The sequence below is a fragment of the Salmonella sp. 32031103-2018-00083-FB-01-SM-01 genome (genome assembly GCF_017571995.1).
Classification (GTDB): Bacteria; Pseudomonadota; Gammaproteobacteria; order Enterobacterales; family Enterobacteriaceae; genus Salmonella; species Salmonella enterica.
Window position 1 is genome coordinate 1 of sequence record NZ_JAGEQL010000001.1, and the last position, 25,672, is coordinate 25,672.

The window sequence follows — 25,672 nt, forward strand, 5'->3', positions numbered from 1 at the left end:
TACCGATTCGCGGCTGACGGCACCGGGTACGGGCAACAAAATCAAGAACCTGAGCATGATGCTCCTGCCGTTTATTACATCTTGTATTGTACTGGTACCACGCCTGTCTGCTGTGCCCCAGGAACTGGCATGCACGCGTAACTGTTATTTTGGGGGCCTGACTTTGCGTGAGGACTTGCCGGGCCGCTTTTTTACAACACTTACCCCGTAATCATTTTTCAGGACGTTGATAACGGACTCAAAAAACTCAGCTTTCTGGTTTGCCAGCTCAAGCTGCTCTTCAAGTTCCCTGATTCTTTGCTCGGGTGTCAGCGGGATAGTTGTCTGAGCCACAGGCAGTTTCCTCTTCACCAGGTCAGGAAGTCCGGGTCTCCAGTCAAGCCGGCCATATTTACGCAGCCAGACAAGTACGGTGGAGCGCCCCTGAATGCCATATCGCTGCTGGGCCTGTTTATAGGTCATCTCGCCTTTTTCGACCTGCTCAACGACGGCTATTTTAAAGGATAGAGGATAATCGCGTTGGGTGCGTTTGAACTCAGTCATCATCACGTTCTCCGGATTTAAGTCTGGAACGTGTCAACGCTATTCAGGACGGGTCATATGTGAAAAAAAAGCCCGTACTTTCGTACGAGCTCTTTCTTAAATATGGCGGTGAGGGGGGGATTCGAACCCCCGATACGTTGCCGTATACACACTTTCCAGGCGTGCTCCTTCAGCCACTCGGACACCTCACCATATTGTATTGCTGCCTGACCACTTGGGGGGCAACGGGGCGCTACTATAGGGAGTTGCGCTAAAACGGTCAAGCAGAATTTACAGATTCACTGTCGTTTGCTCATGCAATAGACATAATCCCCGCCCAAACTGGCGCGGGGAGGCAAATTAGCGCTGTGAATCCAACATTTCGTTGTTTTTCACCACATCCTGCGCTTTGCTGTAGCTTTCGATCAGCAGTTGATAGGCCGGGAATACCTGAGTATAAACGTCGGCCCACGCGGCGGCGTCTTCACGGTTCCAGGTGCCTTGCAGCTCAGAGGCGACTGCGGCAGTATCCATCGGTACGACGCCAGCCTGTACGATACGCGCCAGGGTGATCTCCTGCGCCATCTTACTGTAGGTACCGGATGCGTCGATCACGGCAAATACCTTATAACCTTCCGCTACCGCGCTAATGGCCGGAAATGCCATGCACACGCTGGTAATCGTCCCGGCAATGATCAGCGTCTTACGACCCGTCGCTTTTACCGCCTTAACGAAATCTTCGTTATCCCAGGCGTTAATTTCACCTTTGCGCGCAATGTACTGCGCATGTGGCGCATTAGCGTGGATCTCCGGGATCAGCGGGCCGTTCGGACCTTGCGGTACGGATGCCGTGGTAATGACCGGCATTTTCGCTAACGTCGCCATCTTCGCCAACGCCGCGGCGCGAGCGCGTAATTCCGGCATTGGCATATCGCCTACGGTCTGGAAAAGACCGCTTTGATGATCGATTAAAAGCATCACGGAATCGTTAACATCAATTACCGGGCGCAAACCATTAAAATTAGCAGGACTTGACATCGTGTTCTCCTTCATGTTTTCAGATTTGGCCAAAACGGCCGGAGTTGAAATCGCGGACTGCTTCTGCGATCTCTTGTTTCGTGTTCATAACAAATGGGCCGTAACCCACAATCGGTTCATTCAGCGGCTCGCCTGATAACAGCAATACGCTGGCGTCGCTGCTGGCCTCAAGGTGCAGCGTTTTCCCTTGCTGGCTCAATACCACCAGTTGCGCTTCGTTGACCGGCGTCGTGCCGTTCACCGTGATATTGCCTTTCAGTACCACCAGCGCGGTGCTCCATCCTTCCGGCTGTGCCAATGTAAGCTGGCGATTGCGTTGCAGGCGCATATCCCAGACATTGAGCGGCGAGAAAGTGTGCGCTGGGCCTTTTGTCTCTTCATAACGCCCTGCGATGACCCGCACGACTCCGGCGTCATCCGGCAACGTAACGGTCGGGATAACATCGTGGGTAATGCTTTGATAACCCGGGGTGGTCATTTTGTCCTTCATGGGAAGGTTAACCCACAACTGCACCATTTCCAGTTCGCCGCCCCGACGGGTAAACGCGTCGGAATGGAACTCTTCATGCAAAATGCCTGCGCCTGCGGTCATCCACTGAACGTCGCCCGGGCCGATAACGCCGCCGCGACCGGTAGAGTCCCGATGCTCGACTTCGCCACTATAAACAATCGTCACGGTCTCGAAACCGCGGTGTGGATGCTCCCCAACGCCGCGTTTTTCATTACCCGGCGTAAATGTGTGCGGCCCGGCATAATCCAGCAGCAGGAAGGGACTCAACTGCTGCGCATGTGACTGATAAGAAAAGAGTGAACGAACCGGAAATCCATCGCCAACCCAGTGCGGGCGAGGTGCGGTATAGACGCCTGTAATCTGTTTCATGGTGTTCTCCTCAGTGGCGTTGTCTTGATGTGAATAAGCTTATATTCATGACAAAAGGTTCGGTAGTGGCTAAAATGGCTCATACCGTTCCATTAATAGGACAATGTAATGATAAAAACGGATCTCAATGATTTTGCGTGGTTTGTGCATGTGGTCGAAGAGGGTGGGTTTGCCGCGGCGGGGCGTGCGCTTGATGAACCAAAATCAAAACTGAGCCGGCGTATTGCGCAACTGGAGGAACGGCTGGGCGTGCGATTGATTCAGCGAACTACCCGGCAGTTTAACGTTACCGAAGTGGGACAAACATTCTATGAGCACTGTAAAGCGATGCTGGTGGAAGCTCAGGCGGCGCAGGATGCCATTGCCGCATTGCAGGTAGAGCCTCGCGGTATCGTGAAGCTGACCTGCCCGGTGACGCTGCTGCATGTACACATCGGCCCAATGCTGGCGAAATTTATGGCGCGTTATCCTGATGTTTCGCTACAGCTTGAAGCGACCAATCGTCGGGTGGACGTCGTAGGGGAGGGGGTGGATGTGGCGATTCGCGTCAGGCCGCGCCCGTTTGAAGATAGCGACTTGGTGATGCGCGTCCTGGCTGACAGAGGGCATCGCCTGTTTGCCAGCCCGGATCTTATCGCACGGATGGGAATCCCTTCCGCGCCGGCGGAGTTGAGTCATTGGCCAGGGCTAAGTCTTGCATCCGGCAAGCATATCCACCGCTGGGAACTTTATGGCCCGCAGGGCGCACGTGCGGAAGTCCATTTTACCCCGCGTATGATTACTACAGACATGTTGGCGCTACGCGAGGCGGCGATGGCGGGCGTGGGGCTTGTGCAGTTACCTGTCTTAATGGTGAAAGAACAACTGGCCGCCGGTGAACTGGTCGCGGTGCTGGAAGAGTGGGAGCCCCGGCGGGAGGTTATTCATGCTGTGTTCCCATCCCGGCGAGGATTATTACCTTCCGTACGCGCGTTGGTCGATTTTTTGACGGAAGAGTATGCGCGGATGGTGGAAGAGTAACGTGCTCGTCATTCATCGACTTAATGGACGCAAAAAAGGCCGGTTAAACCGACCTTTTATCCAGCCGCCCTTCAGGGCGTGAGGAGACAATTAGCGACTACGGAAGACAATGCGGCCTTTGCTCAGGTCGTACGGGGTCAGCTCAACGGTCACTTTGTCGCCCGTCAGGATGCGGATGTAGTTCTTACGCATTTTACCGGAGATGTGTGCAGTAACCACGTGACCGTTTTCTAACTCTACGCGGAACATGGTATTAGGTAACGTTTCGAGAACGGTACCTTGCATTTCAATATTGTCTTCTTTGGCCATCTAATCCTCTGGGGTATCACTACCATAATTTGAACCGGCAAGATAATGCCGAACTTCTTTTGATAAGTAAAGATTTGTGCGTTTAAAACACAGCAAACCAGGTTTAGCACATGATTCCGCGACACACGACAACGCCGCGTTATACACCCTTTCCCTGATACTACCGCCTGATGTATCGACATAAGCGCAACATATAAGGGAACGGTGAAATAAACGATGGGCGTTACCTGACAACGGGCTGCGGGATAATATGCTAAACCAATTCTGCGGCAGCAATTATAACACCCCAATAAAAAATGTGCCGAAAACATTCACTTCCGGGGCAAAAATAATGTCCGCGGCACCCAAAAACGGGAGGCCAGCGGCTGTTGGCGTAAGGCCGCGAGGTGATCGAGGTAGTCACGACGTGGAATTTCAATGGCGCCGAGCGAGGCGGTATGACTATTAAGTACCTGACAATCAATAAGTTTACCGCCGTGACGGGTAAATTCAGCGCAAAAAACCAGCAGTGCGGTTTTGGAGGCATTCTCCTGGCGGCTAAACATCGATTCGCCGCAAAACAGCGCCCCCTGCGAGACGCCATACATCCCGCCGACCAGTTCCCGATCGCGCCACACTTCAATGGAGTGCGCGTGGCCCAATTCATGTAATCGGCGATAGGCTTCCTCAATACCACGCGTTATCCAGGTGCCTTCGTCACGGTGATTGGCGCATCCATCAATGACCTGATCGAAAGCGTAATTGAGCGTCACGCGGTAAGGGGATGCGTTGTGAAAGCGCTTCATGCTGCGACTGAGGTGAAACTTTTCAGGCCACAGCACGGCGCGCGGATCGGGCGACCACCACAGAATCGGGTCGCCCGGCGAAAACCACGGGAAAATCCCGTGCTGGTAGGCCATTAACAACCGGGCAGGGCTGAGATCGCCGCCCAGCGCCAGTAAACCGTTAGGCTCGCGTAAAGCGCCTTCCGGCGAAGGGAAGGCGATAGAATGTCGGGAAAGCTGAACCAGACGCATGACGGCGAAACTCCAGTACGCAAGTCGGATCGTTCAATAATAGCTTACAGACGTTGTTTAAACTGATAATAGCGCCCTTGTCCGGCTAACAATTCTGCATGAGTGCCTCGCTCAATGATGCGCCCGTCGTCCATTACGATGATTTGATCAAAACGGGCCAGGCCGCGCAAACGGTGAGTCACCATCAGGACGGTTTTCTCGCGCATCACATCGGCAAGTAATTCCAGCATTTCGCTCTCGGTGGTCGCATCCAGCCCCTCAGTGGGCTCATCCAACAGCATTAACGGGGCATCGTGCAACAGCGCGCGGGCGATGGCCAGGCGACGAAGTTCGCCGCCGGATAGCAGACGACCGCCTTCGCCAAGCCAGCTATTAAGCCCACTATCTTCGAGCAGATTTTCGAGGCCGACGCGACGCAGCATGTCGGAAAGGGCTTCGTCGCTGGCATTGGGTGCCGCCAGTAATAAATTATCACGCAGCGTGGCGCTGAACAGGTGGACACGCTGCGGCACCACGCTGATAGTCCGGCGTAAGGCGGATTCGCTCAGCGAGGATAGCGGAAGATCGTTGAGCAGAATTTCGCCTTGTTGCGGGTCCCAGGCGCGGGTGAGTAGCTGCAACAGCGTTGATTTTCCGCAGCCGGTACGCCCCAGAATAGCGACATGCTCGCCAGGATTAGCCTGTAATGAGAGGGCATTGAGCGCATTAATCGGCTGGTCGGGATAACGAAACGAAACGTCCCGCAGGGTGAGTGTGACCTTTTCCGGCGCGGGAGTTTCTGCCTGCGGAAAGGTCACCTCCGGTTTTTGCTCCGTTAATTCAGTGATACGAAGCGCAGAGGCGATAACCTGCCCCAGATGCTGGAATGCGCCGGTAACGGGCGCAAGCGCCTCGAAAGCCGCCAGCGCGCAGAAGACAAACAGCGCGATGAGCGCGCCGGGCTGCGTATTGCCGCCAACGCCGCCGGAGGCCATCCACAACATTAACATCACCGCCAGCGCGCCAATCAGCAGCATTAACGCCTGCGATAAGGCGGTTAGTTCAGACTGTCGGCGTTGGGCCTCATGCCATTGTAATTCGGTGGCTTCCATTTGCGCCCGATAGCGTTTGCTGGCGCCAAAAATGGTGAGTTCCGCCTGGCCCTGTAACCATGACGTGAGCTGTTGGCGATACTGACCTCGTAGATGCGTCAGATTTTGGCCGGTATTTTTGCCGGCGCGATAAAACACCGGCGGCATAATAAACAGCGTCAACAGCATAATGCCGCCCATCGTGATCGCCAGCGTCACGTCGAGAACGCTAAGCCCCAGGGTGACAATCATAATCACTACAAAAGCGCCGACCAGCGGGGAGATGACGCGCAAATAGAGATGATCCAGCGTGTCGACGTCGGCAACGATGCGATTCAGCAGTTCACCTTGCTGATATCGCGCCAGACCCGCGGGGGAGAGCGGTAGAAGTTTGCTGAAGGTGTAAATACGCAGATGTTGCAGCACGCGGAACGTGGCGTCATGACTTACCAGACGTTCAAAATAACGACCGGCGGTACGGGTAATGGCCGCGCCGCGCACGCCGGCTGCCGGGAGCATATAGTTAAAACTGTAAATTCCCGCGAAGCCTGCGATAGCGGACGCGGACAGGAACCAGCCGGAAAGCGTCAGCAGCCCGATACTGGCAAGCAGGGTCAGGATTGCCAGCGCAATTCCCAGCGTTAGCATCCATTTGTGGCGTTTATAAAGCGTCAGATAAGGGAGTAGCGCGCGCATTTAAATATCCTCCTGACGGTGAGCCAATAACGTCGCAAAAGCGCCGTTGGCGGCGCTGAGTTCAGCATAACTGCCTTGTTCGACAATCGCGCCATCTTGCATAACCCAGATAGCGTCCCAGTCGGCGAGATCTTCCAACTGATGCGTCACCATTAATGTGGTCTGGCGTTTTGACGCCGCTTTTAACGCCTGCATGACGCGTTGCTCGCTGTGAGCGTCCAGGCTTGCCGCCGGTTCATCCAGCAGTAGCAGTTGACAGGGATTAAGTAGCGCACGGGCGACCGCTACACGCTGTGCCTGGCCGACGGAAAGTCTGCTGGCATGATTGCCGAGCGGGGTGTCTACTCCCTGCGGCAGCAGCGGTAAAAACTCGCTTACCCATGCGGCGTCAAGCGCGGCATAAAGTTCCTGCTCGCTGGCGTCCGGGCGCGCCAGTAATATATTTTCGCGTAGCGTCGCCGCAGGTAATTGCGGGTTTTGTCCAACCCAGGAGAGATGCTGGCGCCAGGATTCCGGCGAGAGATCGCGAAGCTCGACACCGTTAATACGCAAAGAGCCCTGATAGGAGAGAAAACCGGATAATACATTCAACAGGGAGCTTTTACCGGAACCGCTGCGTCCTACCAGGACGGCGCGTTCTCCTGCCGCTAATGAGAAATTCAGCGGCCCGGCAAGCGTTTTGCCTTCTGGCGAGGTGATAATAAGATTGACTGCGTCAATGGTTACAGGTTCGTTTTCCGCCAGCTCAACTTCGCCGCGCGCCGGGTGGGCGAGGGGCGTTTCCAGAAACGTCTTCAGACTATCCGCCGCGCCAACCGCCTGCGCCTTAGCATGATAAAACGTGCCGAGGTCGCGTAATGGCTGGAAAAACTCCGGCGCGAGGATCAAGGCGAGGAACCCGGCGGCGAGCGTCACACCGGTACCGTAATGACCAAAGTTCAGCTCGCCCAGGTAAGAGAAGCCAAAATAAACGGCGACCAGCGCAATAGAAAGCGAGGTGAAAAACTCCAGCACGCCGGAAGATAAAAAGGCGAGGCGCAGAACTTCCATCGTGCGCTGACGAAAATCCTGCGATGCTGCGCGAATGTTCTCGGTTTCCGCTTCTCCACGACCGAAAATTCGCAGCGTTTCCATCCCGCGCAGACGGTCAAGAAAATGGCCGCTTAGCCGGGCAAGCGCCAGGAAATTGCGGCGGTTGGCGTCAGCCGCGCCCATCCCCACCATCGCCATAAATAGGGGAATGAGCGGGGCAGTGCCCAGCAGAATCAGCGCCGCCGCCCAATTTGACGGGAAAATCGCCGCCACGATTAAGAGCGGTACGCAAACGGCAAGCGCCATTTGCGGCAGATAGCGCGCATAATAGTCATGCATATCGTCAATCTGTTCCAACACCAGCGTCGCCCAGCTACCGGCGGGCTTGCCCTGAATCCAGGCTGGGCCGGCTTGCTGCAGACGATCCAACACCTGACGGCGGATCTCAAAGCGAATATGTTGTCCGGCATGAAAACCGACGCGCTCACGCAACCACACCACCCAGGCGCGGAGGACAAAGATCAGTATCAGCAGGATAAAAGGGAGCAACAGCGCTTCCCGTGGAATGTTCTCCATGATCATATGTTGCAGGATACGCGCCATGATCCAGGCCTGAGCGACAATTAATACGCCACTCATGAATCCCAACAGGCGGGAAATATTCAACCACCGTTGGGAGATTACGCTTTGCTGTTTTAACCAGCGGGTCAGCTCTTTTTGACGGGTTTTATTCATTGCACGCTTAGCAGGTGAGTTATTAGAATTTCAGGCAGGGGCAATGTTACAACGACGCAAAAATAAAGGCGACTTATAGTCGCCTTTTTTACTTTTGTTACTGATTTGTAAAAACTATTTGCTCGCGTCGGCCAGACCATCGAGATAGCGTTCAGCATCCAGCGCCGCCATACAGCCCGTACCTGCAGAGGTGATCGCCTGACGGTAAATATGATCCATAACGTCACCCGCCGCGAATACGCCAGGGATGCTGGTTTGTGTGGCGTTGCCATGGGTGCCGGACTGAACTTTGATATAACCATTTTCCAGCTCAAGCTGGCCTTCGAAGAGCGCCGTGTTTGGGCTATGACCGATGGCTACGAAAAGTCCGGCGATATCCAGCGTCTCGATATTATCGCTCTGCTGCGTGTCGCGAAGACGCAGACCGGTGACGCCCATCTGATCGCCGGTCACTTCTTCCAGCGTCCGGTTGGTGTGCAGAATGATATTGCCATTTTCAACTTTATCCATCAGGCGCTTAATGAGGATTTTTTCAGCGCGGAAACCGTCACGGCGATGGACAAGGTGTACTTCCGAAGCGATGTTGGACAGATAAAGCGCTTCTTCAACTGCGGTGTTGCCGCCGCCGATCACCGCCACTTTCTGGTTGCGGTAGAAGAAACCGTCGCAGGTTGCGCAGGCGGAAACGCCGCGCCCTTTAAAGGCTTCTTCCGATGGCAGCCCCAGATAGCGCGCGGAAGCGCCGGTCGCAATGATCAACGCATCGCAAGTGTACTCTGCGCTGTCACCTGTCAGACGGAACGGACGATTTTGCAGATCCACTTTGTTGATGTGATCAAAAATTATCTCGGTTTCAAATTTTGCCGCATGTTCATGCATGCGTTCCATCAGCAGCGGGCCGGTCAAATCGTTTGGATCGCCGGGCCAGTTTTCCACTTCCGTCGTGGTAGTCAGTTGACCGCCTTTTTCCATACCGGTAATAAGTACTGGCTGTAAATTTGCGCGCGCGGCATACACCGCCGCGGTATATCCCGCCGGTCCTGAGCCCAGAATAAGCAGCTTACTGTGTTTGGTCGTGCCCATGAGATCCCCATAGTTGTTGGCAGACAATGAGCAGAATTGTAGGGAATTTACAGACGTAAAAAAAGAGCATAACGATTTTGTTAACAATATGTGTAATAGCATGAACCGATGAACGACCGGGACAGCGACGTTATCATCACAAATTTTACTTGAAATCGGTAACTTATAAGGTGACGAAATGACAGTTTACCGCCCTCTCTAATGAATAACTGGCATGTTGTACTAAAAATCGATGTTTTGCTTTGACAATCACCTGCTGTTTTGCGAAAACATTCGAGGAAGAAAAAAACTGTGTTATGTATGTGCTGCATAATCATGCATGTAAATACCATGTTTACCGGGCTAGTGAAATCTACGCATGGCGTGGACAGACGCCATTCGTGATGTCGATAGCTGCCGCGAGGCAACGGTCTTCTCACCATAGACCAGGCATTGCGCGCCGTTAATCCCTCTGGGTTTCGGTCTATTGTGATGGGCAGCGACTCTGAACAGTGATGTGAGTAGAGTCAGGCAGGAGTAGGGAAGGAATACAGAGAGACAATAATAATGGTAGATAGCAAGAAGCGCCCTGGCAAAGATCTCGACCGTATCGATCGTAACATTCTTAATGAACTGCAAAAGGATGGGCGTATTTCCAACGTCGAGCTTTCTAAACGAGTAGGGCTTTCGCCGACACCTTGCCTTGAGCGTGTGCGTCGGCTGGAGCGACAGGGGTTTATCCAGGGCTATACGGCGCTGTTGAACCCGCATTATCTGGATGCGTCACTTCTGGTATTCGTTGAGATTACCTTAAATCGCGGCGCGCCGGATGTGTTTGAACAGTTTAATGCTGCCGTGCAAAAGCTTGAAGAGATTCAGGAGTGTCATTTGGTTTCCGGCGATTTCGACTACCTGTTGAAAACCCGTGTACCGGATATGTCAGCGTATCGAAAACTATTGGGAGAGACGTTGCTGCGCTTGCCAGGTGTGAACGACACCCGAACTTACGTAGTGATGGAAGAGGTAAAACAGAGTAATCGTCTGGTTATTAAGACACGCTAACACGGAACAGGTGCAAAATCGCCGTAGTTTGATTACACTCCTGTTAATCCATACAGCAACAGTGCCGGGGTAACCCGGTGCTGTTGTCCGTTTTAGCATCGGGCGGGAAAAGCCTGGAACCTGGAGAGCCTTTTTTGAGCCAGGAATATACTGAAGACAAAGACGTCACATTGACGAAGTTAAGCAGCGGGCGCCGACTTCTGGAAGCGTTGTTGATACTTATTGCCCTTTTTGCCGTCTGGCTGATGGCGGCCTTGTTGAGCTTTAACCCTTCGGACCCCAGTTGGTCGCAAACCGCCTGGCATGAACCCATCCATAATTTAGGCGGCGCGCCGGGCGCGTGGCTGGCCGATACACTGTTCTTTATTTTTGGCGTAATGGCCTACACCATCCCTGTCATTATTGTCGGCGGGTGTTGGTTTGCGTGGCGTCATCAGTCTACGGATGATTACATCGACTATTTTGCTGTGTCGCTACGCCTTATCGGCGTGCTGGCGCTGATTCTCACTTCCTGCGGTCTGGCGGCCATTAATGCCGACGATATCTGGTATTTCGCCTCCGGCGGCGTAATTGGCAGCCTGTTAAGCACCACGCTGCAGCCGTTGTTGCATAGTAGCGGCGGAACGATAATGCTTCTCTGTATTTGGGCTGCCGGGCTGACGCTCTTTACCGGTTGGTCCTGGGTTAGTATCGCCGAAAAATTAGGCGGCTGGTTGCTTAATATACTGACCTTCGCCAGCAACCGTACCCGGCGTGATGATACGTGGGTTGACGACGAAGAGTATGATGACGAATACGATGAAGAAACCGACGGCGTGCAGCGTGAATCTCGCCGGGCGCGTATTTTGCGCGGCGCGTTGGCGCGTCGTAAGCGACTGGCTGAAAAATTCAGCAATCCACGGGGCCGTCAGACCGATGCCGCGCTCTTTTCCGGCAAACGGATGGATGATGACGAGGACATTCAGTATAGCGCGCGCGGCGTCGCTGCCGATCCCGACGACGTTCTGTTTTCGGGCAACCGTGCGACGCAGCCGGAATATGATGAATATGATCCGCTGTTAAACGGCCATTCTGTCACCGAACCGGTTGCCGCCGCTGCGGCCGCAACTGCCGTCACCCAGACGTGGGCAGCGTCCGCCGATCCCATAATGCAAACGCCGCCCATGCCGGGGGCTGAGCCGGTTGTCGCGCAACCGACCGTGGAGTGGCAGCCCGTACCGGGGCCGCAAACCGGCGAGCCGGTTATCGCGCCTGCGCCGGAGGGGTATCAGCCGCATCCGCAATATGCTCAACCGCAGGAGGCGCAAAGTGCGCCGTGGCAGCAACCTGTGCCTGTCGCTTCCGCGCCGCAATACGCCGCGACGCCAGCGACCGCAGCAGAGTATGACTCTCTTGCGCCGCAGGAAACACAGCCGCAATGGCAGGCGCCGGATGCCGAACAACACTGGCAGCCGGAGCCGACCCATCAGCCGACGCCGGTTTATCAGCCGGAGCCGATAGCGGCTGAACCTTCCCACATGCCGCCGCCGGTTATCGAACAGCCGGTTGCCACCGAGCCTGAACCTGTCATAGAAGAGACCAGACCCGCCCGTCCTCCGCTTTACTATTTTGAAGAGGTGGAAGAGAAACGCGCCCGTGAGCGCGAACAACTGGCGGCATGGTATCAACCGATTCCGGAGCCGGTAAAAGAGAACGTGCCGGTCAAACCTACGGTATCTGTCGCGCCATCCATACCGCCAGTGGAAGCGGTAGCCGCCGCCGCGTCGCTTGACGCAGGTATTAAGAGTGGCGCTCTGGCAGCAGGCGCCGCGGCCGCTGCGCCTGCATTTGGTCTGGCTACCGGCGGCGCGCCGCGTCCGCAGGTGAAAGAGGGGATTGGTCCGCAACTGCCGCGTCCGAACCGCGTTCGCGTGCCGACCCGACGGGAACTGGCGTCGTACGGTATTAAGCTGCCGTCACAGAGGATTGCAGAAGAAAAAGCCCGCGAGGCGGAGCGCAATCAGTACGAGACGGGCGCGCAGCTAACCGATGAAGAAATAGATGCAATGCATCAGGACGAGTTAGCCCGTCAGTTTGCGCAGTCGCAGCAGCATCGTTATGGTGAGACGTATCAGCATGATACTCAACAGGCAGAAGATGACGATACCGCTGCGGAAGCTGAATTAGCCCGCCAGTTTGCCGCTTCGCAACAGCAGCGATATTCCGGCGAGCAACCCGCTGGCGCGCAGCCGTTCTCACTGGACGATCTGGATTTCTCGCCAATGAAAGTATTGGTTGATGAAGGTCCGCACGAACCGCTGTTCACGCCGAGTGTCATGCCCGAATCAACGCCTGTTCAGCAGCCGGTAGCACCGCAGCCGCAGTATCAACAGCCGCAACAGCCGGTAGCGCCGCAGCCGCAGTATCAGCAGCCGCAACAGCCGGTAGCGCCGCAGCCACAGTACCAGCAGCCGCAGCAGCCGATAGCACCGCAACCGCAGTATCAGCAGCCGCAACAGCCGGTAGCGCCGCAGCCACAGTATCAGCAGCCGCAGCAGCCGGTAGCGCCGCAGCCACAGTATCAGCAGCCGCAGCAACCGACAGCGCCGCAGCCGCAGTATCAGCAGCCGCAACAGCCGGTAGCGCCGCAACCGCAGTATCAGCAGCCGCAACAGCCGACAGCGCCGCAAGACAGCCTGATTCACCCGCTGTTGATGCGTAACGGCGACAGTCGTCCATTACAGCGTCCGACGACGCCGCTGCCTTCGTTAGATCTTCTGACGCCGCCGCCGAGCGAAGTTGAACCGGTAGATACCTTTGCGCTGGAGCAAATGGCGCGTCTGGTTGAAGCGCGTCTGGCGGATTTCCGCATTAAAGCTGATGTGGTGAACTATTCGCCAGGCCCGGTCATTACTCGCTTTGAACTGAATCTGGCCCCGGGCGTTAAAGCGGCGCGTATCTCCAACCTTTCCCGGGATCTGGCGCGCTCATTGTCAACGGTAGCCGTACGCGTTGTGGAGGTCATTCCAGGCAAACCTTACGTAGGGTTGGAATTGCCGAACAAGAAACGGCAAACCGTTTATCTGCGCGAAGTGTTGGATAACGCCAAATTCCGCGAGAATCCGTCGCCGCTTACCGTGGTGTTAGGTAAGGATATCGCGGGCGATCCGGTAGTGGCGGATCTGGCGAAAATGCCTCACCTGCTGGTGGCCGGTACGACCGGTTCCGGTAAGTCGGTCGGAGTTAACGCCATGATCCTCAGTATGCTGTATAAAGCGCAGCCGGAAGACGTTCGCTTTATCATGATCGACCCGAAAATGTTAGAACTCTCGGTCTATGAGGGTATACCGCATCTGCTGACAGAAGTTGTTACCGACATGAAAGACGCGGCTAACGCGTTACGCTGGAGCGTCAATGAGATGGAGCGTCGCTATAAGCTGATGTCCGCGCTCGGCGTGCGTAATCTGGCTGGGTATAACGAGAAAATCGCCGAAGCGGCCCGCATGGGGCGTCCGATTCCGGACCCGTACTGGAAGCCGGGCGACAGTATGGATGTTCAGCATCCGGTTCTGGAAAAACTGCCGTATATCGTGGTACTGGTTGATGAATTTGCCGACCTGATGATGACCGTCGGTAAAAAAGTTGAAGAGCTGATCGCGCGTCTGGCGCAGAAAGCGCGCGCCGCGGGGATTCACCTGGTACTGGCGACGCAGCGTCCGTCGGTCGATGTGATTACTGGTTTAATTAAAGCCAACATTCCAACCCGTATTGCTTTTACCGTATCCAGCAAGATCGACTCCCGCACCATTCTTGATCAGGGTGGCGCTGAGTCGTTATTGGGAATGGGGGACATGCTCTACTCCGGACCAAACTCCACCATGCCGGTACGTGTCCATGGGGCGTTTGTGCGTGACCAGGAAGTCCATGCGGTGGTGCAGGACTGGAAAGCGCGCGGTCGTCCGCAATATGTGGATGGCATTACCTCCGACAGCGAAAGCGAAGGTGGCGGTGGCGGTTTTGACGGCGGCGAAGAATTAGATGCGCTATTCGATCAGGCCGTTAATTTCGTCACCCAGAAGCGTAAAGCGTCCATTTCCGGCGTTCAGCGTCAGTTCCGCATCGGCTATAACCGTGCGGCGCGTATTATCGAACAGATGGAAGCGCAGGGTATTGTCAGCGCTCAGGGGCATAACGGTAATCGTGAAGTGCTGGCTCCGCCGCCTTTTGAGTAAACCTGTAAGCCGGATGGCGCTGTGCAGGCTGCCATCCGGCAACAAAATTCAGTATTTTCTTCTTTCCTCATGCTGATTTTTGGCCTGGAATAGAAAGCAAAAGGAGCTCCTGGTCGGGAGTGTCGAAACCTGAGGAATAATGATGAAAAAAATGGCAATCGCCTGTGCATTACTTTCAAGCGTTGTAGCCAGCAGCGTATGGGCTGACGCCGCCAGCTCTCTGAAAAGCCGTCTGGATAAAGTGAGCAGCTTTCATGCCACCTTTACTCAAAAAGTCACCGATGGCAGCGGTGCCGCGGTGCAGGAGGGACAGGGTGATTTATGGGTTAAGCGGCCAAATCTATTCAACTGGCATATGACGCAACCTGACGAGAGTATTCTGGTTTCTGACGGCAAAACGTTATGGTTCTATAACCCGTTTGTAGAACAGGCTACCGCCACGTGGTTGAAAGATGCCACCGGAAATACACCGTTTATGCTGATTGCCCGCAACCAGGCCAGCGACTGGCAGCAGTATAATATTAAGCAGGATGGCGATAATTTTGTGCTGACGCCGAAAGCCAGCAACGGCAATCTGAAACAGTTCACCATCAATGTGGGACGCGACGGGACTATCCACCAGTTTAGCGCCGTAGAACAAGACGATCAGCGTAGCGCCTATCAGCTAAAATCCCAGCAAAACGGCGCTGTTGATCCGTCAAAATTTACGTTTACTCCGCCGCAAGGGGTAACGATAGACGACCAACGTAAGTAGAGGCGATGAGTGAGCAATCTGTCGCTCGATTTTTCTGATAATACGTTTCAACCGCTGGCCGCGCGGATGCGGCCGGAAAATTTAGCGCAGTATATCGGCCAGCAGCATTTGCTGGCCGCAGGTAAGCCGTTGCCTCGCGCTATTGAGGCCGGGCATCTGCACTCCATGATTTTATGGGGGCCGCCAGGGACGGGGAAAACCACGCTCGCTGAAGTGATCGCCCGCTACGCCAGCGCCGATGTCGAGCGTATTTCCGCCGTCACTTCTGGGGTAAAAGAGATTCGCGAAGCTATCGAGCGCGCCCGCCAGAATCGTAATGCCGGTCGCCGTACCATCCTGTTTGTCGATGAAGTGCATCGCTTTAACAAAAGCCAGCAGGACGCCTTTTTACCGCATATCGAAGATGGCACTATCACCTTTATCGGCGCGACCACGGAAAATCCCTCTTTTGAGCTGAACTCGGCGCTATTGTCGCGAGCGCGGGTCTATCTGCTGAAATCGTTGACCACTGACGATATTGAGCAAGTACTGGACCAGGCGATGCAGGACAAAACGCGTGGTTACGGCGATCAGGATATCGTGTTACCGGATGAGACACGGCGAGCGATTGCTGAGCTGGTCAATGGCGACGCGCGGCGCGCCTTAAATACGCTGGAAATGATGGCCGATATGGCGGAGGCGGATGATAGCGGCAAACGCGTTTTATTGCCCTCCTTGTTGACCGAGATCGCCGGCGAGCGCAGCGCGCGTTTTGATAACAAAGGCGATCGCTTCTACGATCTTATTTCCGCCTTACATAAATCAGTGCGCGGCAGCGCGCCGGATGCCGCCCTCTATTGGTATGCCCGTATCATTACCGCGGGAGGCGATCCGCTGTACGTGGCGCGTCGCTGCCTGGCGATTGCCTCGGAAGATGTGGGTAATGCCGATCCGCGCGCGATGCAGGTCGCTATTGCCGCGTGGGATTGTTTCACCCGCGTTGGTCCGGCTGAAGGCGAAAGGGCGATCGCGCAGGCTATCGTTTATCTCGCCTGCGCGCCGAAGAGCAACGCCGTCTATACCGCCTTTAAGGCTGCGCTGGCCGACGCGCGCGAACGTCCTGATTATGACGTTCCTGTCCATCTGCGTAATGCGCCAACCAAACTGATGAAAGAGATGGGTTATGGCCAGGAGTACCGCTATGCCCACGATGAGCCCAATGCCTATGCTGCGGGTGAAGTGTACTTCCCGCCGGAAATCGCGCAAACGCGCTATTATCATCCGACAAATCGTGGTCTGGAAGGCAAGATTGGCGAAAAGCTCGCCTGGCTGGCTGAACAGGATCAAAATAGCCCCACAAAACGCTACCGCTAGTGTAAACGTTGCGGTAAGGTTATCTCTAAATATGATGCTCCAGGTATCATGGCGTTGATGATGAATCTCGTTATGCCTGATAGCACGTTGCTTATGAGGTCCGCAGGTATAGCGCAATGGATGCGTTGTTGCTGTCGTCGGTCAGGTAAGGCGAAAACGTCGCTATTACGTAAACGTGGTTTACGTTCATCAATACAATCAGAGGCGATCATCAATTGATCGCGTTTCCTTTTATTATTCGATAAGCACAGGATAAGCATGCTCGATCCCAATCTGCTGCGTAATGAGCCAGACGCAGTCGCTGAAAAACTGGCACGCCGGGGCTTTAAGCTGGATGTAGATAAGCTGCGCGCTCTTGAAGAGCGTCGTAAAGTTTTGCAGGTCAACACGGAAAACCTGCAGGCGGAGCGTAATTCTCGATCGAAATCCATCGGCCAGGCGAAAGCGCGCGGGGAAGATATCGAGCCTTTACGCCTGGAAGTGAATAAACTGGGCGAAGAGCTGGATGCGGCGAAAGCCGAGCTGGATACCTTGCTGGCGGAGATCCGCAATATCGCGCTGACCATCCCAAACCTGCCTGCGGATGAAGTGCCGGTAGGTAAAGATGAAAACGACAACGTTGAAGTCAGCCGCTGGGGTACCCCGCGTGAGTTTGATTTTGAAATCCGCGATCACGTCACCTTAGGGGAAATGCACTCCGGCCTCGACTTTGCCGCCGCGGTTAAGCTGACCGGCTCCCGTTTTGTAGTGATGAAAGGACAGATTGCGCGTATGCATCGCGCATTGTCGCAGTTCATGTTGGATCTGCATACGGAACAGCACGGCTATAGCGAAAACTACGTGCCGTATCTGGTTAACCACGACACGCTGTATGGCACCGGTCAACTGCCGAAATTCGCAGGCGACTTGTTCCATACCCGTCCGCTGGAAGAAGAAGCAGACAGCAGCAACTATGCTTTGATCCCGACGGCGGAGGTTCCGCTGACCAATCTGGTACGCGATGAAATCATCGACGAAGATCAGCTGCCAATTAAAATGACGGCGCATACGCCTTGTTTCCGTTCTGAAGCAGGTTCTTATGGTCGTGATACCCGTGGCCTGATTCGTATGCATCAGTTTGACAAAGTGGAAATGGTGCAGATCGTTCGCCCGGAAGATTCTATGGCTGCGTTGGAAGAGATGACCGGTCACGCGGAAAAAGTGCTCCAGCTACTGGGACTGCCGTACCGTAAAATTATTCTGTGCACTGGTGATATGGGCTTCGGCGCCTGCAAAACCTATGACCTCGAAGTCTGGGTTCCGGCGCAGAATACCTACCGCGAGATCTCTTCCTGCTCTAACGTCTGGGACTTCCAGGCGCGTCGTATGCAGGCACGCTGTCGCAGCAAGTCCGACAAAAAGACCCGTCTGGTCCATACCCTGAATGGTTCTGGTCTGGCGGTAGGTCGTACCCTGGTGGCCGTGATGGAAAACTATCAGCAGGCTGATGGTCGCATTGAAGTGCCGGAAGTATTACGTCCGTACATGAACGGACTGGAATATATCGGCTAATCCTCGCTTTCTCTTCTTCTAAAAAGCGCCTTCGGGCGCTTTTTTTATGCCAGTTTGATACCGGACAATAATCCCTACCCTATTAGGGGTAATACTGATTTCGAATGAAGGTCAGTTTTTAACGCTATTTTTCTATTTTTTCGATATATATCAGACTTTATAGCGACGTTATCGCTATATAAAATTCTATACATCGTTTTATTGTTTTTTTTATTGTGAGCAGCAGAGTGAGCCCTTATGAAAACTAAGATCCCTGATGCCGTGCTGGCAGCCGAGGTGAGCCGTCGTGGTTTAGTCAAAACCACCGCGATAGGCGGCCTGGCGATGGCCAGTAGCGCATTTACCCTGCCATTTACCCGCATCGCTAACGCCGCAGAGGCGATAAGCCCGGCGAAAACCGGCGAGAAAGTCGTCTGGAGCGCCTGTACGGTAAACTGTGGCAGCCGTTGTCCGCTACGTATGCATGTTGTGGATGGCGAAATCAAATATGTAGAAACGGATAATACCGGAAACGATGATTACGATGGCCTGCACCAGGTTCGCGCCTGCCTGCGCGGTCGTTCTATGCGTCGTCGCGTCTATAACCCGGATCGGCTCAAGTATCCGATGAAGCGCGTCGGCACGCGCGGCGAAGGTAAATTTGAGCGTATTAGCTGGGACGAAGCCTACGATATCATTGCTACCAATATGCAGCGTCTTATCAAAGAGTATGGCAACGAGTCCATTTATCTGAACTATGGCACGGGTACGCTGGGCGGCACTTTGACACGTTCATGGCCGCCAGGAAAAACGCTGGTCGCCCGTCTGATGAACTGCTGCGGCGGTTATCTTAATCACTACGGTGATTACTCTTCCGCGCAAATCGCAGCGGGTCTGAATTACACCTATGGCGGCTGGGCGGATGGCAATAGTCCATCCGACATTGAAAACAGTAAGCTGGTGGTGTTGTTTGGTAATAACCCTGGCGAAACCCGCATGAGCGGGGGCGGTGTAACGTATTATCTTGAACAGGCGCGGCAGAAATCAAACGCGCGGATGATCATTATCGATCCTCGTTACACCGACACCGGCGCCGGTCGCGAAGATGAGTGGATTCCGATTCGTCCAGGTACCGATGCGGCGCTGGTCAATGGTCTGGCATATGTCTTAATCACCGAGAACATGGTCGATCAGCCGTTCCTGGATAAATATTGCGTCGGTTATGACGAAAAAACCTTGCCTGCCAGCGCGCCGAAAAACGGTCACTACAAAGCCTATATTCTGGGCCAGGGTAAAGACGGTATTGCGAAGACGCCGGAGTGGGCGGCGCAAATTACCGGTATTCCGGCGGATCGCATTATTAAGCTGGCGCGAGAAATCGGCAGTGCTAAACCCGCCTATATTTGCCAGGGGTGGGGGCCACAGCGTCATGCTAATGGAGAAATCGCCACGCGCGCCATCTCAATGCTGGCGATCCTGACGGGTAATGTTGGGATTAACGGCGGTAACAGCGGCGCGCGCGAAGGGTCTTATGCCCTGCCATTTGAACGTATGCCCACGTTAGAAAACCCGGTTGAAACCAGCATCTCCATGTTTATGTGGACCGATGCCATTGAACGCGGCCCGGAAATGACGGCGCTGCGTGATGGCGTGCGGGGGAAAGATAAGCTGGACGTGCCGATCAAAATGATCTGGAACTATGCTGGCAACTGTTTGATTAACCAGCACTCTGAGATTAACCGCACCCACGAAATCCTGCAGGATGACAAGAAATGCGAAATGATCGTCGTTATCGACTGTCATATGACATCGTCGGCAAAATACGCCGATATTCTGTTGCCTGATTGCACTGCTTCTGAGCAGATGGACTTTGCGCTGGATGCCTCCTGCGGAAACATGTCTTACGTTATCTTCACTGACCAGGCGATTAAACCACGCTTCGAGTGTAAGACGATTTATGAGATGACCAGCGAACTGGCGAAACGTCTTGGCGTGGAACAACAGTTTACCGAAGGACGGACGCAAGAAGAGTGGATGCGTCATCTGTACGAACAGTCGCGTAAATCCATTCCGAATCTGCCCAACTTTGAGGAGTTCCGTAAGCAAGGCATCTTCAAACAGCGTGACCCCGAAGGCCACCATGTCGCCTATAAAGACTTCCGCGAAGATCCGCAAGCGAATCCACTTACAACGCCATCGGGCAAGATTGAAATCTATTCACAGGCGTTGGCGGATATCGCCGCCACCTGGGAGCTGCCGGAAGGCGACGTGATCGATCCATTACCGATCTACACGCCAGGTTTTGAAAACTATAACGATCCGCTAACGGATAAATTCCCGCTGCAGTTGACGGGTTTCCACTATAAAGCGCGTGTACATTCCACTTATGGCAACGTAGACGTACTGAAAGCCGCCTGTCGCCAGGAAATGTGGATTAACCCAATGGATGCGCAGAAACGCGGTATCAACAATGGCGATAAAGTCCGCATCTTCAACGATCGCGGCGAAGTACATATCGAGGCTAAAGTGACGCCGCGCATGATGCCGGGCGTGGTCGCCCTGGGAGAAGGCGCATGGTATGACCCGGATGCAAAACGCGTGGATCAGGGCGGATGTATTAACGTACTGACGACCCAACGTCCTTCTCCGCTGGCGAAGGGGAACCCGTCACATACGAACCTCGTTCAGGTTGAAAAGGCGTAAGGAGTAACCGATGACAACCCAGTATGGATTTTTTATTGATTCCAGCCGTTGCACCGGTTGCAAAACCTGCGAACTGGCCTGCAAGGACTACAAAGATTTGACCCCGGATGTCAGCTTCCGCCGCATTTATGAGTATGCAGGCGGTGACTGGCAGGAAGATAACGGCGTCTGGCACCAGAACGTCTTTGCCTATTATCTCTCTATTTCATGCAACCACTGCGAAGACCCGGCCTGTACCAAAGTCTGCCCGAGCGGCGCGATGCACAAGCGCGATGACGGTTTTGTGGTGGTGAACGAAGAGGTCTGTATCGGTTGCCGCTACTGCCACATGGCCTGCCCGTACGGCGCGCCGCAATACAACGCGGCCAAAGGTCATATGACCAAGTGCGACGGCTGTTATGACCGGGTGGCGGAAGGCAAGAAACCGATCTGCGTCGAATCCTGTCCGCTGCGGGCGCTGGATTTCGGCCCGATAGACGAACTGCGCAAAAAACACGGTGAGCTGGCTGCCGTCGCGCCGTTGCCGCGCGCGCATTTCACGAAGCCGAATATTGTGATTAAACCCAACGCCAACAGCCGCCCGACCGGGGACATCACCGGTTATCTGGCCAATCCGAAGGAGGTATAAGATGGGAAGTGGATGGCATGAATGGCCGTTGATGATCTTCACGGTCTTTGGTCAGTGCGTGGCCGGTGGTTTTATTGTTCTGGCTCTGGCGCTGATGAAGGGCGACCTGCGCGCGGAAACGCAGCAGCGGGTGATCGCCTGTATGTTTGGTCTGTGGGTGCTGATGGGGATTGGCTTTATCGCCTCGATGCTGCATCTGGGCTCGCCGATGCGCGCGTTTAACTCGCTTAACCGCGTAGGTGCTTCCGCACTGAGCAATGAAATTGCCAGCGGCTCGGTGTTTTTTGCGGTCGGCGGGATTGGCTGGCTGCTGGCGGTACTGAAAAAGCTGCCGCCGGCACTGCGCACACTCTGGCTGATTATCACGATGGTACTGGGCGTCGTCTTCGTCTGGATGATGGTACGCGTCTATAACAGCATCGATACAGTACCGACCTGGTATAGCGTCTGGACGCCGCTGGGCTTCTTCCTGACGCTCTTTATGGGGGGGCCGCTACTGGGTTATCTGCTGCTGCGCATCGCGGGCGTGAACGGTTGGGCGATGCGTTTGTTACCTGCGGTGTCGGTGCTGGCGCTGGTGGTTATTGCCATTATGGTGGCCATGCAGGGCGCGGAACTGGCGACGATTCACAGTTCCATTCAGCAGGCGTCTGCTCTGGTACCGGATTATGGTTCGCTGATGGCCTGGCGTATGGTGCTGCTTGCGGCGGCGTTGTGCTGCTGGATTGTGCCACAGTTAAAAGGGTATCAACCTGCGGTACCGTTGCTCTCTGTCGCCTTCATTCTGATGCTGGCGGGGGAATTGATTGGCCGCGGCGTATTCTATGGGCTGCATATGACCGTGGGCATGGCGGTAGCCAGCTAACGCGTTGACGCGTATTCGGCCTGCAGAACGTGCAGGCCGAATACGCCTTTAGCCGCCATCAATTTAAGGGATATAACCGGGGCGGAGAAGGTGCATATAAATCCATAGAGAAGAAAACGAAGCTAAAGGAACCATGAAATTTTTCGACTGAACAAAACGCCGATTTTGCGGGTTAGATCAATAAAAACAAGGGGATGAATTTTTAGCCTTTTAATATATTCACGTACAGAATAAGTAAATCAAATCGATAGTCTCAAAACTTGCGGATCGCCCATGCGGAGCCGATTGACAATGTTTTTGGCGATGGCATGATGCGCATGAAATTTGAACTTCCTCACGGTTTTTATTCATGTCCACCTATACCCGTCCCGTCATGCTTTTGCTGTGCGGGCTACTTTTGTTGACCCTGGCCATTGCGGTACTGAATACGCTTGTGCCGCTGTGGCTTGCTCAGGCAAACCTTCCGACCTGGCAGGTGGGGATGGTCAGCTCGTCTTATTTTACCGGCAATCTGGTCGGGACGTTATTTACCGGGTATTTAATTAAACGCATTGGGTTTAACCGTAGCTATTATCTTGCCTCGCTGATCTTCGCCGCGGGTTGTGTCGGGTTGGGGGTGATGGTGGGGTTCTGGAGCTGGATGAGCTGGCGTTTTATTGCCGGTATCGGCTGCGCTATGATTTGGGTGGTTGTCGAAAGCGCGTTGATGTGCAGCGGAACCTCGCATAATCGCGGGCGCCTGCTGGCTGCCTATATGATGGTCTATTACATGGGGACCTTCCTTGGACAATTATTGGTCAGTAAAGTGTCTGGTGAATTGCTGCACGTCCTTCCCTGGGTGACCGGAATGATTCTGGCGGGAATTCTGCCGCTACTCTTTACCCGGATTGTAAATCAGCAAACACAGGCACGTCATTCCTCTTCTATTAGCGCCATGCTGAAGCTACGCCAGGCGCGTCTTGGCGTGAATGGTTGTATTATTTCCGGCATTGTTCTTGGTTCATTATATGGTCTGATGCCGTTATATCTGAAGCATCAGGGGATGGCTAACGCCAGCATCGGTTTCTGGATGGCGGTACTGGTGAGCGCCGGTATTTTGGGGCAATGGCCAATGGGACGTCTGGCGGACAAATTTGGTCGCTTGCTGGTATTACGCGTACAGGTATTCGTTGTCATACTCGGTAGTATTGCCATGTTAACCCAGGCGGCGATGGCGCCAGCTCTGTTTATTCTGGGGGCGGCGGGTTTTACGCTTTATCCCGTCGCAATGGCCTGGGCCTGTGAAAAAGTCGAACATCACCAGCTTGTGGCAATGAACCAGGCGCTGTTGTTAAGTTATACAGTAGGGAGCCTGTTGGGGCCGTCTTTTGCTGCGATGTTAATGCAGAATTATTCAGATAATCTGCTGTTTATTATGATCGCCAGCGTATCGTTTATTTATCTGCTGATGCTGTTACGTAACGCCGGCCAGACGCCTAATCCTGTCGCCCACATCTAACTGTTCTCTGAATCGTATGCAGGACGTGAGTCTTGCATACTCTTTGTTTATGTTTTACGTAAAATAATTGACCTGCATAATTTTCTTGCTTTACTGAAAAATAAAATGTGCCGAAGGTTATAATTTTGCGCTCCTCTATTTTCTCTCTTCGTCTTTACCGCGCATAATTCCCCGCTTCATTTATAGTAATAGCATTGTGTTCACGAAGGATCACGTTATGCCGAATGTGCAGGAAAAACAGTTGCGATGGTACAACATCGCCCTGATGTCGTTTATTACCGTTTGGGGATTCGGCAATGTTGTCAATAATTATGCTAACCAGGGGTTAGTGGTTGTCTTCTCCTGGGTGTTTATTTTTGCGCTCTATTTTATTCCTTATGCCTTAATCGTGGGGCAACTGGGCTCAACCTTCAAAGAGGGAAAAGGGGGCGTCAGTACCTGGATTAAGCATACGATGGGGCCGGGGTTGGCTTACCTTGCGGCATGGACTTATTGGGTCGTGCATATTCCCTACCTGGCGCAAAAGCCGCAGGCGATACTCATTGCATTGGGATGGGCTTTAAAAGGCGACGGCTCGTTGATAAAAGAATATACCGTCGTTGCCTTGCAGGGGCTGACGCTGGCATTGTTTGTTTTCTTTATGTGGGTTGCTTCCAGGGGGATGAAATCGCTAAAGGTTGTTGGGTCTGTGGCCGGGATTGCCATGTTTATCATGTCAATTTTATATGTTGTGATGGCAGTGACCGCGCCAGCAATTACAAACGTTGAAATTGCGACCACTAACATCACCTGGCAGTCATTTATTCCTCATATCGATTTTACCTATATCACCACCATCTCTATGTTGGTTTTTGCGGTTGGTGGGGCAGAGAAGATCTCGCCTTACGTTAACCAGACGCGGAATCCAGGAAAAGAATTTCCGAAGGGGATGCTCTTTTTAGCCGTCATGGTTGCGGTCTGCGCTATCCTCGGTTCGTTGGCGATGGGAATGATGTTTGATTCCCGGCATATACCTGACGATTTAATGACCAATGGGCAATATTATGCATTCCAGAAATTGGGTGAGTATTACCATATGGGTAATTCATTAATGGTGATTTATGCCATTGCCAATACTCTGGGGCAAATCGCCGCGCTGGTGTTTTCTATTGATGCGCCACTAAAAGTATTGCTGGGTGATGCAGACAGTAAATATATCCCGCAGCGCTTATGTCGTACTAACGCTTCAGGTACGCCAGTTAACGGTTATTTGCTGACATTGGTGTTGGTCGCTATCTTGATTATGTTGCCAACGCTTGGCATCGGCGATATGAACAACCTGTACAAATGGCTGCTTAATCTCAACTCAGTTGTTATGCCGCTGCGCTATCTGTGGGTATTTGTCGCCTTTATTGCTGTCATTCGACTGGCGCAAAAGTACAAACCCGAATATGTGTTTATTCGCAACCGGGCGTTGGCGTTAACTGTGGGAATATGGTGTTTTGCCTTCACCGCGTTTGCCTGCCTTACCGGTATTTTCCCCAAAATGGAGGCGTTCACACCGGAGTGGACATTCCAGCTGACGTTGAACATCGTGACGCCTTTTGTCCTGGTCGGGTTGGGATTAATTTTCCCACTGCTGGCGCGTAGAAACACATAACGACGCTCTTTTCCACGGCGCTCCTGTCAGGCGAGCGCCTTTTAAGGTC

General features: G+C 53.8%; 19 protein-coding genes, 1 tRNA gene and 1 pseudogene. 11 read left to right on the plus strand and 10 right to left on the minus strand.

Features of this window, described 5'->3' with window-relative positions; genetic code table 11:
- From J4614_RS00005 to J4614_RS00020, 4 genes and pseudogenes are all read right to left on the minus strand, one after another.
- Nucleotides 1–546, minus strand: a pseudogene (locus J4614_RS00005) (IS3-like element ISSen1 family transposase); the annotation flags it as partial.
- A 100-nt stretch (nucleotides 547–646) separates the two neighbouring features.
- Nucleotides 647–734: transfer RNA gene (locus J4614_RS00010), tRNA-Ser, on the minus strand.
- Between the two features lie 148 nt (nucleotides 735–882).
- Nucleotides 883–1,560 (minus strand): hydrolase, encoded by a 678-nt coding sequence (locus J4614_RS00015; protein WP_000097893.1) that lies wholly within the window; start codon nucleotides 1,558–1,560, stop codon nucleotides 883–885.
- A gap of 19 nt (nucleotides 1,561–1,579) precedes the next feature.
- Nucleotides 1,580–2,440, minus strand: a complete 861-nt coding sequence (locus J4614_RS00020) for a pirin family protein (RefSeq protein WP_000809969.1) — start codon at nucleotides 2,438–2,440, stop codon at nucleotides 1,580–1,582.
- A gap of 108 nt (nucleotides 2,441–2,548) precedes the next feature.
- Here J4614_RS00020 and J4614_RS00025 point away from each other — a divergent pair, with 108 nt between their 5' ends.
- A complete protein-coding gene (locus J4614_RS00025) occupies nucleotides 2,549–3,460 on the plus strand; it encodes a LysR family transcriptional regulator (protein WP_000597928.1) in 912 nt (303 codons plus the stop codon).
- A gap of 90 nt (nucleotides 3,461–3,550) precedes the next feature.
- Here J4614_RS00025 and infA read toward each other — a convergent pair whose 3' ends face one another.
- The 6 genes from infA to trxB all read right to left on the minus strand — a co-directional run bounded on the left by infA (nucleotide 3,551) and on the right by trxB (nucleotide 9,401).
- The gene (gene infA / locus J4614_RS00030) at nucleotides 3,551–3,769 is read right to left on the minus strand and encodes a translation initiation factor IF-1 (protein WP_001040187.1); all 219 of its coding nucleotides are present in this window, start codon (nucleotides 3,767–3,769) and stop codon (nucleotides 3,551–3,553) included.
- Nucleotides 3,697–4,080: a hypothetical protein gene (locus J4614_RS00035; RefSeq protein ID WP_001604059.1), complete on the minus strand. Its 384-nt coding sequence runs from the start codon at nucleotides 4,078–4,080 to the stop codon at nucleotides 3,697–3,699. The genes infA and J4614_RS00035 overlap by 73 nt, the downstream gene beginning before the upstream one ends.
- Nucleotides 4,081–4,785: a leucyl/phenylalanyl-tRNA--protein transferase gene (aat, locus tag J4614_RS00040; protein WP_138020074.1), complete on the minus strand. Its 705-nt coding sequence runs from the start codon at nucleotides 4,783–4,785 to the stop codon at nucleotides 4,081–4,083.
- 44 nt (nucleotides 4,786–4,829) lie between these two features.
- Complete coding sequence (cydC, locus tag J4614_RS00045; protein WP_086776540.1) at nucleotides 4,830–6,551, minus strand: cysteine/glutathione ABC transporter ATP-binding protein/permease CydC; 1,722 nt, start codon at nucleotides 6,549–6,551, stop codon at nucleotides 4,830–4,832.
- Nucleotides 6,552–8,318, minus strand: a complete 1,767-nt coding sequence (cydD, locus tag J4614_RS00050; RefSeq protein ID WP_208293016.1) for a cysteine/glutathione ABC transporter permease/ATP-binding protein CydD — start codon at nucleotides 8,316–8,318, stop codon at nucleotides 6,552–6,554.
- Nucleotides 8,319–8,432: 114 nt separating this feature from the next.
- A complete protein-coding gene (gene trxB, locus J4614_RS00055) occupies nucleotides 8,433–9,401 on the minus strand; it encodes a thioredoxin-disulfide reductase (RefSeq protein WP_208293017.1) in 969 nt (322 codons plus the stop codon).
- A 546-nt stretch (nucleotides 9,402–9,947) separates the two neighbouring features.
- Between trxB and lrp the strand changes: the two genes are divergently transcribed.
- From lrp to J4614_RS00105, 10 genes are all read left to right on the plus strand, one after another.
- On the plus strand, nucleotides 9,948–10,442 hold the full coding sequence (lrp, locus tag J4614_RS00060) for a leucine-responsive transcriptional regulator Lrp (RefSeq protein WP_000228469.1): 495 nt from the start codon (nucleotides 9,948–9,950) through the stop codon (nucleotides 10,440–10,442).
- A gap of 134 nt (nucleotides 10,443–10,576) precedes the next feature.
- The gene (gene ftsK, locus J4614_RS00065; protein ID WP_001528816.1) at nucleotides 10,577–14,653 is read left to right on the plus strand and encodes a DNA translocase FtsK; all 4,077 of its coding nucleotides are present in this window, start codon (nucleotides 10,577–10,579) and stop codon (nucleotides 14,651–14,653) included.
- Between the two features lie 142 nt (nucleotides 14,654–14,795).
- Nucleotides 14,796–15,407, plus strand: a complete 612-nt coding sequence (gene lolA, locus J4614_RS00070) for an outer membrane lipoprotein chaperone LolA (RefSeq protein ID WP_001519746.1) — start codon at nucleotides 14,796–14,798, stop codon at nucleotides 15,405–15,407.
- A 9-nt stretch (nucleotides 15,408–15,416) separates the two neighbouring features.
- Nucleotides 15,417–16,760: a replication-associated recombination protein RarA gene (rarA, locus tag J4614_RS00075; protein WP_000067786.1), complete on the plus strand. Its 1,344-nt coding sequence runs from the start codon at nucleotides 15,417–15,419 to the stop codon at nucleotides 16,758–16,760.
- A 258-nt stretch (nucleotides 16,761–17,018) separates the two neighbouring features.
- Nucleotides 17,019–18,311, plus strand: coding sequence for a serine--tRNA ligase (gene serS / locus J4614_RS00080; RefSeq protein WP_000886699.1), 1,293 nt, complete (start codon nucleotides 17,019–17,021; stop codon nucleotides 18,309–18,311).
- 237 nt (nucleotides 18,312–18,548) lie between these two features.
- Nucleotides 18,549–20,993, plus strand: coding sequence for a dimethylsulfoxide reductase subunit A (gene dmsA / locus J4614_RS00085; protein ID WP_208293018.1), 2,445 nt, complete (start codon nucleotides 18,549–18,551; stop codon nucleotides 20,991–20,993).
- Nucleotides 20,994–21,003: 10 nt separating this feature from the next.
- Nucleotides 21,004–21,621: a dimethylsulfoxide reductase iron-sulfur subunit DmsB gene (gene dmsB / locus J4614_RS00090; RefSeq protein ID WP_000213068.1), complete on the plus strand. Its 618-nt coding sequence runs from the start codon at nucleotides 21,004–21,006 to the stop codon at nucleotides 21,619–21,621.
- A gap of 1 nt (nucleotide 21,622) precedes the next feature.
- A complete protein-coding gene (locus J4614_RS00095; RefSeq protein WP_000534681.1) occupies nucleotides 21,623–22,486 on the plus strand; it encodes a dimethyl sulfoxide reductase anchor subunit family protein in 864 nt (287 codons plus the stop codon).
- Nucleotides 22,487–22,835: 349 nt separating this feature from the next.
- Entirely contained in the window at nucleotides 22,836–23,984 is a 1,149-nt protein-coding gene (locus tag J4614_RS00100) for an MFS transporter (protein ID WP_000109271.1), read from the plus strand.
- Between the two features lie 217 nt (nucleotides 23,985–24,201).
- Nucleotides 24,202–25,623, plus strand: coding sequence for an amino acid permease (locus J4614_RS00105; RefSeq protein ID WP_001134264.1), 1,422 nt, complete (start codon nucleotides 24,202–24,204; stop codon nucleotides 25,621–25,623).
- The last annotated feature ends 49 nt before the right edge of the window (nucleotides 25,624–25,672 follow it).

Bases quoted from the DNA above. Each gene is read 5' to 3' on its own strand.
- J4614_RS00015 (WP_000097893.1), bottom strand. From the start codon at position 1,560: ATGTCAAGTCCTGCTAATTTTAATGGTTTGCGCCCGGTAATTGATGTT.
- J4614_RS00020 (WP_000809969.1), bottom strand. From the start codon at position 2,440: ATGAAACAGATTACAGGCGTCTATACCGCACCTCGCCCGCACTGGGTT.
- J4614_RS00025 (WP_000597928.1), top strand. From the start codon at position 2,549: ATGATAAAAACGGATCTCAATGATTTTGCGTGGTTTGTGCATGTGGTC.
- infA (WP_001040187.1), bottom strand. From the start codon at position 3,769: ATGGCCAAAGAAGACAATATTGAAATGCAAGGTACCGTTCTCGAAACG.
- J4614_RS00035 (WP_001604059.1), bottom strand. From the start codon at position 4,080: ATGTTTTCGGCACATTTTTTATTGGGGTGTTATAATTGCTGCCGCAGA.
- aat (WP_138020074.1), bottom strand. From the start codon at position 4,785: ATGCGTCTGGTTCAGCTTTCCCGACATTCTATCGCCTTCCCTTCGCCG.
- cydC (WP_086776540.1), bottom strand. From the start codon at position 6,551: ATGCGCGCGCTACTCCCTTATCTGACGCTTTATAAACGCCACAAATGG.
- cydD (WP_208293016.1), bottom strand. From the start codon at position 8,318: ATGAATAAAACCCGTCAAAAAGAGCTGACCCGCTGGTTAAAACAGCAA.
- trxB (WP_208293017.1), bottom strand. From the start codon at position 9,401: ATGGGCACGACCAAACACAGTAAGCTGCTTATTCTGGGCTCAGGACCG.
- lrp (WP_000228469.1), top strand. From the start codon at position 9,948: ATGGTAGATAGCAAGAAGCGCCCTGGCAAAGATCTCGACCGTATCGAT.
- lolA (WP_001519746.1), top strand. From the start codon at position 14,796: ATGAAAAAAATGGCAATCGCCTGTGCATTACTTTCAAGCGTTGTAGCC.
- serS (WP_000886699.1), top strand. From the start codon at position 17,019: ATGCTCGATCCCAATCTGCTGCGTAATGAGCCAGACGCAGTCGCTGAA.
- dmsA (WP_208293018.1), top strand. From the start codon at position 18,549: ATGAAAACTAAGATCCCTGATGCCGTGCTGGCAGCCGAGGTGAGCCGT.
- dmsB (WP_000213068.1), top strand. From the start codon at position 21,004: ATGACAACCCAGTATGGATTTTTTATTGATTCCAGCCGTTGCACCGGT.
- J4614_RS00095 (WP_000534681.1), top strand. From the start codon at position 21,623: ATGGGAAGTGGATGGCATGAATGGCCGTTGATGATCTTCACGGTCTTT.
- J4614_RS00100 (WP_000109271.1), top strand. From the start codon at position 22,836: ATGTCCACCTATACCCGTCCCGTCATGCTTTTGCTGTGCGGGCTACTT.
- J4614_RS00105 (WP_001134264.1), top strand. From the start codon at position 24,202: ATGCCGAATGTGCAGGAAAAACAGTTGCGATGGTACAACATCGCCCTG.